Source organism: Ruegeria sp. CDSA236, from assembly GCF_059611285.1.
The window spans coordinates 119999-133635 of sequence record NZ_JBXWPG010000006.1 but is presented as its reverse complement, the minus strand read 5'-3'; the positions used below and the strand labels follow the sequence as shown (position 1 = coordinate 133635).

At 55.4% G+C, this 13637-nt stretch carries 13 protein-coding genes; 4 read left to right on the top strand and 9 right to left on the bottom strand.

The window, feature by feature from the left end; genetic code table 11:
• Positions 1-19: 19 nt before the first annotated feature.
• Positions 20-628, bottom strand: a complete 609-nt coding sequence (locus tag AC2FLB_RS11750) for a tetratricopeptide repeat protein (RefSeq protein ID WP_496700103.1) — start codon at positions 626-628, stop codon at positions 20-22.
• 30 nt (positions 629-658) lie between these two features.
• On the opposite strand from AC2FLB_RS11750, the gene AC2FLB_RS11745 reads away from it, so the two are divergent.
• From AC2FLB_RS11745 to AC2FLB_RS11735, 3 genes are all read left to right on the top strand, one after another.
• On the top strand, positions 659-949 hold the full coding sequence (locus AC2FLB_RS11745) for an SCP2 sterol-binding domain-containing protein (protein WP_142634424.1): 291 nt from the start codon (positions 659-661) through the stop codon (positions 947-949).
• Complete coding sequence (locus AC2FLB_RS11740; RefSeq protein ID WP_496709307.1) at positions 949-1890, top strand: alpha/beta fold hydrolase; 942 nt, start codon at positions 949-951, stop codon at positions 1888-1890. The genes AC2FLB_RS11745 and AC2FLB_RS11740 overlap by 1 nt, the downstream gene beginning before the upstream one ends.
• Positions 1891-1992: 102 nt before the next feature.
• A complete protein-coding gene (locus AC2FLB_RS11735) occupies positions 1993-3813 on the top strand; it encodes a M3 family oligoendopeptidase (RefSeq protein WP_281994761.1) in 1821 nt (606 codons plus the stop codon).
• 936 nt (positions 3814-4749) lie between these two features.
• On the opposite strand, the gene AC2FLB_RS11730 is transcribed toward AC2FLB_RS11735, so the two are convergent.
• From AC2FLB_RS11730 to AC2FLB_RS11715, 4 genes are all read right to left on the bottom strand, one after another.
• Entirely contained in the window at positions 4750-5019 is a 270-nt protein-coding gene (locus AC2FLB_RS11730) for a DksA/TraR family C4-type zinc finger protein (protein ID WP_142634430.1), read from the bottom strand.
• A gap of 59 nt (positions 5020-5078) precedes the next feature.
• Complete coding sequence (locus tag AC2FLB_RS11725; protein WP_496709355.1) at positions 5079-6056, bottom strand: Gfo/Idh/MocA family protein; 978 nt, start codon at positions 6054-6056, stop codon at positions 5079-5081.
• 130 nt (positions 6057-6186) lie between these two features.
• A complete protein-coding gene (rpoH, locus tag AC2FLB_RS11720; protein ID WP_142634432.1) occupies positions 6187-7083 on the bottom strand; it encodes an RNA polymerase sigma factor RpoH in 897 nt (298 codons plus the stop codon).
• A gap of 145 nt (positions 7084-7228) precedes the next feature.
• Positions 7229-8263 carry an RluA family pseudouridine synthase gene (locus tag AC2FLB_RS11715; protein WP_281972271.1) on the bottom strand — a complete coding sequence of 345 codons (1035 nt, stop codon included), beginning with the start codon at positions 8261-8263 and terminating at the stop codon, positions 7229-7231.
• Here AC2FLB_RS11715 and AC2FLB_RS11710 point away from each other — a divergent pair.
• On the top strand, positions 8262-8564 hold the full coding sequence (locus AC2FLB_RS11710; RefSeq protein ID WP_142634436.1) for a DUF6476 family protein: 303 nt from the start codon (positions 8262-8264) through the stop codon (positions 8562-8564). The two genes, AC2FLB_RS11715 and AC2FLB_RS11710, sit on opposite strands and share 2 nt — an antisense overlap.
• 2 nt (positions 8565-8566) lie before the next feature.
• Here AC2FLB_RS11710 and AC2FLB_RS11705 read toward each other — a convergent pair whose 3' ends face one another.
• From AC2FLB_RS11705 to AC2FLB_RS11690, 4 genes are all read right to left on the bottom strand, one after another.
• On the bottom strand, positions 8567-9529 hold the full coding sequence (locus AC2FLB_RS11705; RefSeq protein WP_496709306.1) for a hypothetical protein: 963 nt from the start codon (positions 9527-9529) through the stop codon (positions 8567-8569).
• A 47-nt stretch (positions 9530-9576) separates the two neighbouring features.
• A complete protein-coding gene (locus tag AC2FLB_RS11700; RefSeq protein ID WP_496690732.1) occupies positions 9577-10575 on the bottom strand; it encodes a glycosyltransferase family 2 protein in 999 nt (332 codons plus the stop codon).
• Between the two features lie 106 nt (positions 10576-10681).
• The gene (locus AC2FLB_RS11695) at positions 10682-12700 is read right to left on the bottom strand and encodes a hypothetical protein (RefSeq protein ID WP_496709305.1); all 2019 of its coding nucleotides are present in this window, start codon (positions 12698-12700) and stop codon (positions 10682-10684) included.
• Positions 12697-13632, bottom strand: coding sequence for a hypothetical protein (locus AC2FLB_RS11690; protein WP_496709304.1), 936 nt, complete (start codon positions 13630-13632; stop codon positions 12697-12699). The genes AC2FLB_RS11695 and AC2FLB_RS11690 overlap by 4 nt, the downstream gene beginning before the upstream one ends.
• Positions 13633-13637 lie beyond the last annotated feature (5 nt).

Sequence of the window (13637 nt, the reverse complement as noted above, 5' to 3'; positions counted from 1 at the left end):
TGCCCCCTGCCCCCGGTCCTCAGAGGGCCGAGCCCTCGACCTGGGCTTTCAGTCGATTCACTGCATTGGTTACTTCTTCGTAATGGGGATGTATAGCCAAGGCATGGGAATAGGCCGCAAATGCTTTTTCGGGCTGACCCAGAATCTCAAATATCAATCCAAGCCCGTAGATGGCCTCATAGTTGTTCGGGTTCAGCGTCAGGGCATGTTCCAGATCTGCGGCAGCCATCCCGAACCTTTCGATCCCAAAAAACGCAGAGGCCCGCGCGTGCCAGCCTTCGGCGAAATCAGGCGCGTGGTCTGTCAGGGCCGTCAAATGCTCGATCGCGGCATAGGTGTCACCATCATCCAGTGCTTCGCGCCCACGCTCCAGCAGCAGATCGGCGGAGGCCGAACCAGATTGCGACCAGAGCGCCCGTAACTGGCGGTCGATTCCAGTCGCCTGGTCCGGTGTGGCCTGCGCAAGGTTCTGCAACAACTCGGCCTCGTCGCGGGAATCCTCCTGCTGCGCAAGGCAAGTGGAGGAAAACATGACTAGGACAGAAAGTGCCGCAACGGTACCTTTGAGATTGTTGATTGCATTGCTCATAACAAGTGTCAGTGTAGCGTTGCGACCGAGGATGTCCATTCACGGCGTACTAACAAAATGAGGAAGATCATGAGCGATTCATTGGAAAAAGCCGCAGCAGTGCTGAATGAGAAACTGTCGGGCGGCGATTTCGACGCATCGGCTAAATTTGCCATCGCGGATTTGGGCGCGATCGTAGTTGATGCAAGCGGCGCGCGCATCAGCGATGAAGAAACGGACGTGACTTTGAACGCTGATGCGGACACGTTCGAGCAAATTCTCAATGGTGATCTGGACCCGACAAGCGCCTTCATGGCCGGAAAACTGAGCATTGACGGCGACATGGGCGCGGCAATGAAACTCGCCTCGGCCCTGGCCTGATGGAATACCCGTCGGCCCCTTTGTTCGAAGACGTGGCTGGCGGCCCCGCTGGCGGTGTTGCACATTGGTTGAACACCGCCGACGGTACTCGAATTCGCGTGGCGCATTGGCGCCCCGAAGGTACAGCGAACGGGACTGTCATGCTGTTTCCCGGTCGCACTGAATACATCGAAAAATACGGTGATGCAGCGAGTGAATTCGTCAAGCGTGGCTTTGCCGTGCTGGTGATCGACTGGCGGGGTCAGGGATTGGCAGACCGGTTGCTTGACGATCCGCGGGTTGGCCATGTCAATAAATTCACTGACTATCAGCAAGACGTAGATGTGTCGCTAGAGCTGGCCACAAAGCTTGATCTGCCCAGACCCTGGCATGTTATCGGCCACTCTATGGGTGGTGCCATTGGATTGCGGGCAGTTTTGGAAAACGATTGTTTTGCTACCTGTGTTTTTACCGGTCCGATGTGGGGGATTTTCTTTACGCCCCTTATGAAACCCATCAGCCGGTTGACCGCAAATTGGGCCCCGCGCCTGGGGTTTGGCGAAAAGACGCCCCCGACCACATCACTGGACAGCTATGTTCTGACACAGCCTTTCGAAGGCAATAGCCTGACGCGCGATCCTGCCATGTACAAAATGATGCAGGATCATCTGGCCAAGTATCCCGAACTTTCCCTTGGTGCACCGTCGACGATCTGGCTGCGCGAGGCATTAGATGAATGCGACTGGTTGATGGTGCAGACTGCCCCAGCCATTCCATGCCTGACATATCTTGGCTCCCACGAGCAGATTGTGGACCGCAAGGCCATCCGCGCACGCATGGCAAACTGGCCGAACAGCACGTTGATCGAAATTCCAGACGGTGAACACGAAGTCCTGATGGAACCGCCAGAGGTGCGCGACCCTGCATTTGACCAAATCGCCACGCATTTCAAAGCTGCATAGACGGATCACCCCCTGGAACCGGCGCTTTCCCTTTGACTGTCCGCTTGTGATCCTCGCCGGTCGCGCCTAGATGTTTGCCAAAGCAGATTTTCGAGGTGATCCATGCGCGACCTTCCTTTTCCAGTACGTGACGCAAACGCGGTCGGCGGGGCCGATAATCTTGGCAACCTGCCGGAATGGGATCTGACGGATCTCTATGCTTCGGAAGACGCGGCCGAGCTTGCGCGTGACCTGGACTGGTTGGAAACCGAATGCGCCGCCTTTGCCGCAGATTACGAAGGCAATTTGGCGGATCTTGATGCCCAGGGCTTGCTGACCTGCGTGTTGCGGAACGAAAAGATCAATTCGATCGCCGGGCGTATCATGTCCTTTGCCGGACTGCGCTATTATCAGCTGACGACCGACGCCGAGCGCGCCAAGTTCCTCTCGGACATGCAGGAAAAGATCACTGTCTTTACCACACCGCTGGTGTTCTTCACGCTGGAAATCAATCGCCTCGACGACGACGCGCTAAAAGCGCATTTCGACGCCAACACCGATCTGGCCCGTTACGAGCCCGTATTCCGCCGCATCCGCGCAATGAAACCCTATCAGCTATCTGACGAGCTTGAAAAATTCCTGCACGATCTGGGTGTTGTTGGCGATGCCTGGGAACGCCTGTTCGACGAGACCATCGCGGGCTTGACCTTTGATGTTGACGGAGAAGAGTTGAACATCGAAGGCACACTCAACCTACTGACCGAGCAGGACCGCAGCAAACGCGAAGCGGCTTCTCGCGAATTGGCCCGCGTGTTTCAAGACAACGTCAAGACCTTCGCGCGCGTTCACAACACGCAGGCCAAGGAAAAGGAAATCGTCGACCGCTGGCGCAATATGCCGACCGCGCAGACTGGTCGCCATCTGTCGAATGACGTCGAACCCGAGGTCGTAGAGGCCCTGCGCGAGGCGGTCGTGGCCGCTTACCCCAAGCTGAGCCACCGGTATTACGAGCTAAAGCGCAAATGGCTGGGTCTGGACGTGATGCAGGTCTGGGATCGCAACGCACCCCTGCCGATGGAAGACACGCAGATTGTCGGCTGGGATGACGCCGAGAAAACCGTGATGGATGCCTATGAGGCCTTTGATCCGCGTATGGGTGAGATCGCCGCGCCGTTCTTCTCGAAGGGTTGGATTGATGCCGCGGTGAAACCGGGCAAGGCGCCGGGCGCCTTTGCGCATCCCACCGTAACTGACGTCCACCCCTATGTGATGCTGAACTATCTTGGTAAGCCCCGCGATGTGATGACCCTGGCGCATGAGCTGGGCCATGGCGTTCATCAGGTTTTGGCCGCCGATCAAGGTGAGATGCTGTCTTCCACCCCGCTGACGCTGGCCGAAACCGCTTCGGTTTTTGGTGAAATGCTGACCTTCCGCAAAATGCTGGACAAGGCCGAAACCCCTGAGCAGCGCAAGATTCTGCTGGCTGGCAAGGTCGAGGACATGATCAACACGGTCGTGCGCCAAATCGCCTTCTATGACTTCGAATGCAAATTGCACGCCGCCCGCCGCGAGGGCGAGTTGACCCCGGACGACATCAACGCCCTGTGGATGAGCGTTCAGGCCGAAAGCCTCGGCCCCGCATTTGAATTCATGGAAGGGTATGAGACGTTCTGGGCGTATATCCCACATTTCGTGCACTCGCCCTTCTACGTCTACGCCTACGCCTTTGGTGATGGCCTCGTGAACGCGCTCTATTCCGTCTACGAAAGCGGCGCGGACGGGTTCGAGGACAAGTATTTCGACATGCTGCGCGCCGGTGGGTCAAAACACCACAAAGAGCTACTGGCCCCGTTCGGTCTGGATGCCAGCGATCCCAAGTTCTGGGACAAAGGCCTGTCGATGATCTCGGGCTTTATTGATGAATTGGAAGCGATGGAGGGCTAATGCGGCCTGTCTTGGAGGCGGTGATGTCAGCTTTGGGGACATTGCCGACCTTGATTTTCCTTCAACCAACGTCTGCTTTGACATCTCTTAGTCTGAGGTTATTGCGTCTCAAGTTCGATTCGACGTAGCAACTGGTCAGCATAAGGCGTCCTGTCTCTATAGGCAATCTTCGTGGGGTCTCCACCCAGCCATTTTACCAAATGTTCGGGGTAGTACCGGCGACGATCAGGTATGACAAAAGGTACCGGGCCAGCCTTCAATTTGAACGGGTTACCTTCAAGAAAATCAGAATCTCTAAAACTGCGTTTAGAGCACTCCCATGAGCCACCAGACTTTTTTGTAACTGGGTTGAATGCGTTAGAGCCGTATCTGTAGCAGAGCTGAACGCCTGCAGAGTTGAAGTCTTGGGCTCGCCATTGGCCTACTACGATTGTGCGATTTCCCGGGTACCATAGATACGATTTACCGTTAGACGCATGATATTCTATCTGCGTCCCGTGTTGTTGAACTAAAGAATTGGGGTCTTGAGTTACTAGTGTTGCATCGCTTAGGGCACTCATCATTGCATTGACAGAGCTGCTATATCCATCTCTGCGATCAATCCATGCCCATACTTCGGCCCGGCTCTCGGGCGTGCCGCAAGCGGCCAGTAGTGTACACAACAGCAAAATGCCGGCCATGCCCTTTGTTTTCTCAAATCGACTTTTGAGCATTTAGGGTCTCCAAAATTCTAATGCCATACAGTACAATTGTTGGAACTGCCGCAAGGGCAAAATCCATGCTAGCGCCGGTTTTCACCACAGATCACAAACGTCGGCCATTGTCTCCCAAGTATGGTCAGAAATCACGGCTTGCTTTGACCAATGCCGATGGAAAGCTGACTTTGATGCGCTGTGCGGCATCCTCTACTTTGGGCTCAAAGCAAACATAATAAACTCACCTCAACTGACTGTCCTTCGACCCGCGCCGGTTGATACCGCCGCGCATTTTATGCGCCCCGTCACGTTCTTGCTGGCACTCGAGGCACAGTTTCACGCCAGGCAGTGCTGTGCGGCGCTTTTCGGGGATTGGTTCTTCGCATTCGGCACAATGGGTCAGGCTTTCGCCTACGGGCCGTTTCTGGACCTGCATTCGGGCCAGCTCATCCGAAATGGATGCCTCGATCTGTTCGCTTACTGCGCCGTCGCGCGCCCAGCCACCTGCCATCGGGATGCCTCCTGTAAAGGTGTTAGCCAATTTTGCAGCGGTTCAAGAAGCGTGGCAAGTCATGGCAGCGCCATTGCATTCTCCAGCACACGGTCAATCACTTCCTGCGTGCCGCGTGAAAACTCAAGCGGGCACGGATATTCGGCACCCTCACGGACCGACCGACAAAAAGCTTCGACCTGCAGCTTATAGTGATCGTCCGCGGGGAAACGTGTGACCTGTATTTCCAGGCCGGGGCGGTGCAATTCGACACGCGCCTCTCCGAACACACGCGGATTGAACGGCGCAGTCTGCCGGATCATGCCGCGGTCGCCATGAAACACCATCTCTTGATGCGGATGCATTCGGATCGAGACATAGCTGGAATAGGTGAAATCCGGGAACTGAGCGCGAATCTCGGTAAAAGCGTCGACCCCATCCTCCCACCGGATGGCGGATTCGACCTGAATCGGCTCCTGCCCGGTGACAAAGCGCGCGCTGCCAATCACATAGACGCCAATATCACGCAGCCCACCTCCGCCGGTCTCAGCCCGGTTGCGAATGTTTGCCGTATCCGCCCGGCTGTCAAAGCTGAACGCACCCGTCACATGGGCCAATTTCCCGATCGCCTTGTCGGCGATCAGCTTGCGTACAAACTTCCATTGAGGGTGTTGGACGATCATATAAGCCTCGGCCGCCAACAATCCGGTCTCATCCCGTTTGTTGATCAATGGGGCAAATTCGGACACGGTCATAGCCATCGGCTTTTCACACAGCACATGTTTACCGGCGTCCAGTGCCTTAAGGCTCCATTCGACATGCAAATGGTTGGGCAACGGGATGTAAATGGCCTCAATCTGTGGGTCGTTCAGCAACGCATCATAACTGTCATAAACCGTCAAATCCGGGCAAAAGGCCTGAAACGGTTCGGCTTTGGCGGGATCGGACGTCGCAAGGCCTGCCAGACGCGCGCCCTCAGCTGCGTGGATTGCAGGGGCCATATATTGCCGCGCGAATTTCGCAGCTCCCAATACGCCCCAATTCACCGGATTCTGCATCATGGACACCCCCTATGGCTTTGATCCGGTCTGTTGTAATCGCCCTCAGTCCGAGTGTCATTAGCGCTAACACAAATAGAAAACCCGGCACGACCAATGTCGCACCGGGTCCGTTCAATAAACGAAGAGGTCAGGCTGTGGCCAGCATCCCTTTTTCGCGGGCAAGCTCTCGCATCTTCTTCTGAAGTTTCTCAAAAGCGCGGACTTCAATCTGGCGAATGCGTTCGCGACTGACATTGTACTGCGTACTCAGCTCTTCCAGTGTGACGGCCTGATCCATCAGGCGGCGTTGGGTCAGAATGTCTTTTTCCCGGTCATTCAAAACTTCAAGAGCAGCCGCCAACAGCTCGCGGCGGGCGTCGAGCTCATCGCGGGCCTCATAGTCGCCCGCCTGATCGGCATCCTCGTCCTCAAGCCAGTCCTGCCATTGCATGGTGCCTTCACCCTCGGACCCGACGGTCGCATTCAGAGAGGCGTCGCCACCGGACATCCGGCGGTTCATGCTGATCACTTCTGCTTCGGTCACACCAAGGTCATTTGCGATCCGGGCCACGTTTTCCGGACGCAGGTCGCCTTCTTCCAGCGCACCGATGCGTGCCTTAGCTTTGCGCAAGTTGAAAAACAGCTTTTTCTGCGCCGAGGTTGTACCCAGTTTGACCAAAGACCATGACCGCAGAATGTATTCCTGAATCGAGGCGCGAATCCACCACATGGCATAGGTCGCCAGCCGGAATCCTTTTTCCGGGTCAAACCGTTTCACGGCCTGCATAAGACCGACATTGGCCTCGGAGATCACTTCGGCCTGTGGCAGCCCATAACCGCGATAACCCATAGCGATCTTGGCCGCCAACCGTAGGTGGGAGGTCACCATTTTATGTGCAGCTTCAGTATCTTGCTTCTCAACCCAGCTTTTGGCCAGCATGTATTCTTCTTCTGGCTCCAGCAGGGGAAACTTCCGAATTTCCTGCATATAGCGGTTCAGCCCGCCTTCCGGCGTCGGCGCGGGGAGATTTGCGTAATTGGCCATGTTTCTTGTCCCTCCGACAAATGTTTAAGTCGTTAACATGGATATGGGAGGTCGTCCCGATCCGTTCAAGAGGTACCGTTAACAGTTTGAAATTAACGTTTGATAAAGGAAACCTAAGAAAACGTTATTCACGTAACTTTGCTTATTATGTCAGCGGTGTGCGCAGCTGTTCAATCAGATTTTCCATATCATCCGGCAACACAGCCTCGAAGCGAAGGTTTTCACCCGATATCGGGTGCTCAAAACCCAAAACCGCAGCATGAAGCGCCTGACGAGGAAAGTCTCGTACGGCCTCTGCGGCAGCCGCGCTAAAGGCTTTGGCTGCGAGTTTCCGCTTGCCCCCATAAACCGGATCACCGACCAGACCATGACCGGCATGGGTCATGTGAACCCGAATCTGATGTGTGCGGCCCGTTTCCAGCCAGCATTCGATCAGAGCCAGCCCCTGCGGCGCCCCAAACGTTTCGACCAGGCGGGCGCGCGTGACAGCGTGGCGACCACCGTGAAACAGCACAGCCTGTCGTTGCCGGTCTGTCTTGTGACGGGCCAGCTGAGTGGTGATCCGCATGATGTTTCCGGGCTCAAAGCTGACACCTTTGACGCCGCGCAACCGGGGATCATTGGCATCCGGGACACCGTAACAGATGGCGCGATAATAGCGTTCGACACTATGCGCCTCGAACTGCGCGGCAAGCCCGTGATGGGCCGCGTCGGATTTGGCCACCACCAGCAACCCGCTGGTTTCCTTGTCGATACGGTGCACAATGCCGGGGCGTTTGACCCCGCCCACACCGGACAGGTCATCACCGCAGTGATGCAACAACGCATTAACCAATGTCCCGTTCGGAGAACCCGGCGCAGGATGCACAACCATACCCGCCGGTTTATTGATCACGATCAGGTCGGCATCCTCGAACACGACCTCCAGCGGGATGTCTTCGGGGCCGATATGGCTGTCTTCGGCCTCGGCCACGGTGATCGCCACCACTGCGCCTTCGGCCACCTTGGCCTTGGGGTCGCGGGTGGCGGTTCCGTTGATCATCACGGCCCCCTCTTCGATTAACTTCCCCAATCGGGTCCGCGACAGGCTTTCCCCCGCTGGCACATCGCGGGAAAGCGCCTTATCAAGGCGGGGCGGCGGATCGGCCGCGATTTGAAACTCAATCTGGCGAGTGCCCATGACTGTCCCTTCCGAACCCCAAGAACCGCAGGAAACGCCGCAGCTTCGCCTGCTGCGGAGAATGGTCATGCTGCTGACCGCGGTGATGATTGGCGGGGTTCTAGTGACATTCGCACTGATTGTCATCCGGCTATCGGACCGGACCCCCACCCTGCCTGATCAGGTTGAGTTGCCCGATGGCGCAAAAGCGCAGGCGGTCACCATTGGAAACAACTGGTTTGCGGTTGTGACTGATGACAATCGCATCCTGATCTTTGACAAAACCACTGGCCGGCAGCGCCAGGAAATTACCGTCGAATAAGGTCAACCCTCTAGCGCCATGCGAAACACGATCTCGGATGCCTGGCGCAGCGCCTGATATTCCGCGGCTGTGTCCCGGCGAAACGACTGATCATGCATGCTCAACCTGACAGGGGCAAAAAGCTGCGTCCGGTCGGGAAAGAACTCTTGATGAAAACTCACATCTTCATTTGCCATAAACGCGTCCAGCCAGGCGCGTTCATCCGGTTCAAGCACATCATTCTTACGCATCATCACGGGATCATCGACAGCCCGACGTCGCAACTGGCGACTTTTCTTGCGTCCCATAGCCCTTGTGACCACACCAAACGCCTCACACGCGGCTCTTGAATGCGAAGGATTGGACGATGTTTCGGTCTTGCTGCCCAAGGGCAGTTGGACGCCGATGCGATCCAGAAAATCATCGACAATGTTGCCATTGGCCATTTCAGAGCGCTCATACAGCATAGGCACCAACGAGACGCCCGGAAAAGCTGACCTTATCCGAGCCGCAGCACTGGCAAAGCTGAAACGCTCAGGATGCGCACGTATCTCGTCCAGCTGGGTACTAATATATTCAGAGCCGCCCCCGGCAAGCCTGCCGTTCTTTGCCCTTTGTTTATAGTCGGCTTCGAAAAAGTCAGAATATCTACGGCAGTAGAAAGCAATCCTCATCTCACGCGCGGGGATCTCAGCGAAAATCTCGGCCAGTTTGTGCAGATCGACTGAGTACAACATCTCAGACGATACCAAGCATGCCTTATCCTCATGCTCAGCATATTCCCTTGCCATCGCTTCGCGCAGGGCGGTGACCGGCTGATCGGTTTGGTTCATGTGGAAGGCAATCAGGTTATGACTGCTGGCCAGACGCCCCTGCCCCTCGGTTCGCCTGCGGCCCGTTTCCATATAGTGTAATCCGGCCCCAGCCATCACTTGACCGTTTTTGCGAACAAACCCCTGTAACGCGGTCGACCCAGTCTTGGGCATTCCTATGTGTAGCCAAAGCATGAAACGTTCCTATTCGCCAAGCGACCTCAGGTCTCGGCCTTGGCTGAGAACCCGGCGGTCATCTGACGCATGAGGTCTTGCATCTCAGGTTGTTCGCGCAACTGGGCAACCTGCTGGCGATGCAGATCGCAGGTCATATGGTGCAGGCGCGCCGTCTCAGCGTCTGACAGCATTTCGTAGTACAATGCCCGTTTCCGATCGAGGATTGTGTCGATCGAGGTCTCAGTTTCGGCGTTTTGGTTCATCATGTTCCAATATTCCATCCCAAGGCTTTCCCCCAGATGATGGGCCCGACCACGCATTTTCTTGACCAGATAACTTTCACAGGATTTCAGAGCATAGTGATTGATCTGAACATGCTCGTACCCGACGGAGTCCCGCGCCGATCGCCAACTGGCAGTAAAATACCTTTCGGGCATCGGTTGACCGGATCCGTTGTACCAATGGCATTCTTCCATCGTTTCAACGGTCGGCCTTTTCGGTCGATGGACACCGAGCGCATCCCATACGCCGCGTTGGAACATAGTCTTAAAGCCCCAAGCTTGCGGCGGTCGAAAAATACGCTCAGGTGCAGCTTGGCGAAACTGATCCGACAGGAAACGGTCCTCGTACCGAACAATGCCGGCGTTTCCGAATAGACGCCAAGTCATTGAAATCGTTTTTGCATCCGGCATGGCACCCGTCAGCGCACGCAATGTATGGTCGCCGGTTCTGACGTTAATATGTTCATCCGCGTCGATAACGATCACCCAATCCTGTGGACGGGCCACTTCCATTTTCAGAAAGGCGTTATAGGCGCGTTTTTGCGGGCTGGTCTGACGTCTCGAGTTGTTGTCGACATGCGTGACAATGCCAAGGTCATGCAATCGCTGCAGCAAGGCATCTGTACCATCGGTACAGTCATTGGTCATGACCACAATCTGGTCCACACCAATGGCACGATTATGGGCGATCCATTCAAGAACGAATGGTCCTTCGTTCTTCATTGGGGTAACGCTGATATATCGAGGATCCTGTTCGGCCATACCTGACTGCCCTGCTTGTTTTCATTGCCCCGGTGGTATCGGAGATTTGTTTAAGATTTTGACCGCAAACTACCGGTATTCAAGCCGGTCACCAAGAGAATTCCGTCTATTTTCCACCCGCACGTTTCAGCTGATTGGAATATCGTTTAAGGGTTGGGCACAGCGCGTGGGCCTTGGAAAGATGAACGCGCGCATTCTGCTTTTCACCTCGTTGCAGATATATCCTGCCGGCCTCGCCTTGAATCGCCGCTGTATTGTCATCCAGTTTCGCAGCCTGAATAATTTGGTTTTGCCCCTGTTCTTCGGCCCCGTTCCTTTCAAGGTATTGCCCCATCGCAAAGACCAGAAATGGGTTGCCCGGATCACAGGCCAACGCATCTGCCATGGCCAGTCTTCCGTTTGCAAAATCTCCATCTTTCTCATACAGTTCGGCCAGTCGCTTTAAGTATAACGGGTTATCCGGAAGGCGCTTGGCCACTTTCCGCGCAATATCCAAAGACTGCGCCAAAGATGTATCTCCCAAATGCAAACGCAGCAAAGATTGCACCCCTTCAAAGCGCGGGTCTTCGCGGGAAATGCGAACATCCTCGGGCAACTGAGTTGAGCTTTCTAGCCCGTCAGCCAAAGTCTGCAAGCGGGATCGGTTGGAGGTTAGACGGCGCGCCCTTTGATCTACGGACAGACTAGCCCAATCCAATAGGATCAGGTCGAAATTACAGGGCGGGCGACCCAGTACCTTCCTCTGCGCAACGTGCGCATTGTAGTTGAACCAAGGCCTCCGAACAGCCTTCTGCATCACCCAATCCATTGGCGGCATTGCGCGCTGCGCAATCTGTTCACGATACAAAAGGCGAGAGCCAAATATGATGACATCCGGGCGCATTGGTTTTGTCCAAAACGCCCTGCTGAACACCTGCGCAGCCTTCCAGCGTTTCTTCTGCCCTCCAAATATCGCGGCTTGAAGTGCAGTTACGACAGCAAAATCTTCGGGCCAGATATGCGGGTTTTCGAAGGCTGCTTCAGTCATCTCTAACGCTTCGGCCCAACGATTCAGATAAAAGTAATTCAACGCCTGAAGAAGTGGAAGGAATGCATTATCCGAACCTGCATCCATCAACGGCTGCACCAGTTCCAATGCCTCTTCGGCCCGATCTCCCGCGCCCAAACCATGAAGATAAAACGAAGCCTTGGCATAGATATGAGCGGCTTCTGAGAGATTCAGAAATTCTTCTGGACCGCGGTGCAGGCGTGCGATCACTTGTTCGTTGGCGCGTTTGACTTCTTCTTCGTTCAAAACATCGCGAAAAACTTTTCCCTGCTGCCCTGAAATTCGCGCCGCTGCCATGGAAAAGGCGGAAACGTACGGCGCTATCAACTGATCCGCGCGCGACATGGTATAGAGCTCCAGAAAGTCTCGTTGTGCACGGGTCAGACTGGAAAGATCCGCGATATCTGACATTTGCATAAGGTGCGGAAACTGCACTTGGAATCGGGCCACAAGCTCGGGCTGATCTGAAAACATGATCGCGGCACACCCTGCGTTTTTTCCAAGATGCGCCGCATACAGTTCTTCCGGTTCGATCTTTGCCGGCCAGGTCGTATGCTTCCACGGCAGGCCATTCAGGATGTCGCCACGGCGAATGTGATAGGCCGACACCCGCTTGCCACTTAGTTTGACATCTGCCTTTTCCATGATCGTCCGGATTTCATCCGTGAACCCGATCCGATGGATGAACTCTCGGTACCGGGGACGGATCTGCTCGATATCTTCCCATTGAAAGGCCAGAACCTCAAAGCCTTCCTCGACGACAACAGAGCGGCCGGAATTCAGATGGGATATCAGCCGATCCGGTGTCGCATCGCCCTGAAACGACCATATCGGCAAGGCATCCTCGCCTAGAGCATCAAAGGATTCGGTGCTCAGGAAATGCTCATCCATCCACTCTTGTGAGAACAATTCTTGCGGCTGGTCCAGCTCTGGCGCATCCGCACCTTTGGGAAACCAGTTGACCCGATAGTTGGTGTCAAAATCCTCGGCCAACCGGATGCAGGTCAGCATCATCAGCAACCGGGCACCCATCCTGTCTTTGCGCTGGCCGATAAAGACCCCCTTTTCGGGCTTCATGAGCCTGCTTCGGCCAAGGCTGCGCGCCGCAGCCGTCGGAACCTCTGCCTTGCTTGCGTAACAAGCTGTGGGTGACGTTCGCCGCCAATCGCCTCGATCCCGCGCATATACAAAGGCAGTCGCCGCCGTGCCCGCATCATCCGGTAATAGGCCTGGGGTTCCAGTGTGCCGTCCATCGCCTCGAGCATAACCGGCTTCAGTATATCCAATTTGCGCAGCATCGGGGCCGCGAAATGGTTTGAAAACCATGTCTTCAGCAGCACGACATTATCGCCCTCCAATCGCGACACCTGCTGGCGATCAAGATCAAAAAATGGATCATAGAAAACGTAGGCTTTCCCCACATTCTCAATGGTTTGCGCGGCATCGCTAAAGGGAAGATCCCAGTCTTGCACCTGCCCGAACCGATACCGGGTTTCCCACGGGACCAGCCGTTCATCCAGCGTTGTCTGCGGATTGAAAGCGATGACATTGGCGCCGGGAACAAGGGCCGAGAATGTCAGCGCTCCAAATCCGCCCATCGAAGCGCCCGCAAACACAACCTGATCAAACTGTGCAAAAAAACCCTGATCCGCTTGGGTCTGAAAATACGAGATGATCTCGGGATCGCGGTACCAGGCTTTGGTCCGCGCAAATATCCCCATATGGGACCAGCCTTCGTCACGGAAGAACTTCCAGCCCCAGGGTTCGCGGGAAAAAGACAGGTCGTTGGCATTGGCAATGTTGTCAAAGCTGACCACAAGCCGGGACGCAGACCTTTGGTGAAACAAAACCGAGTGTCTGTTCAGCTTTTGCAGAAACCCGGTCCCGTCCCCACCTGGATACAGCTCGACAAACCAAGGGGGCGCAGGGTCTGTCAGAATCCGTTCATACCCCGTCTTACGATCGGGGTGATCAGGCTTGAGCTGCTCTTTTGAAAGGTCTTCTGCCATGGTGA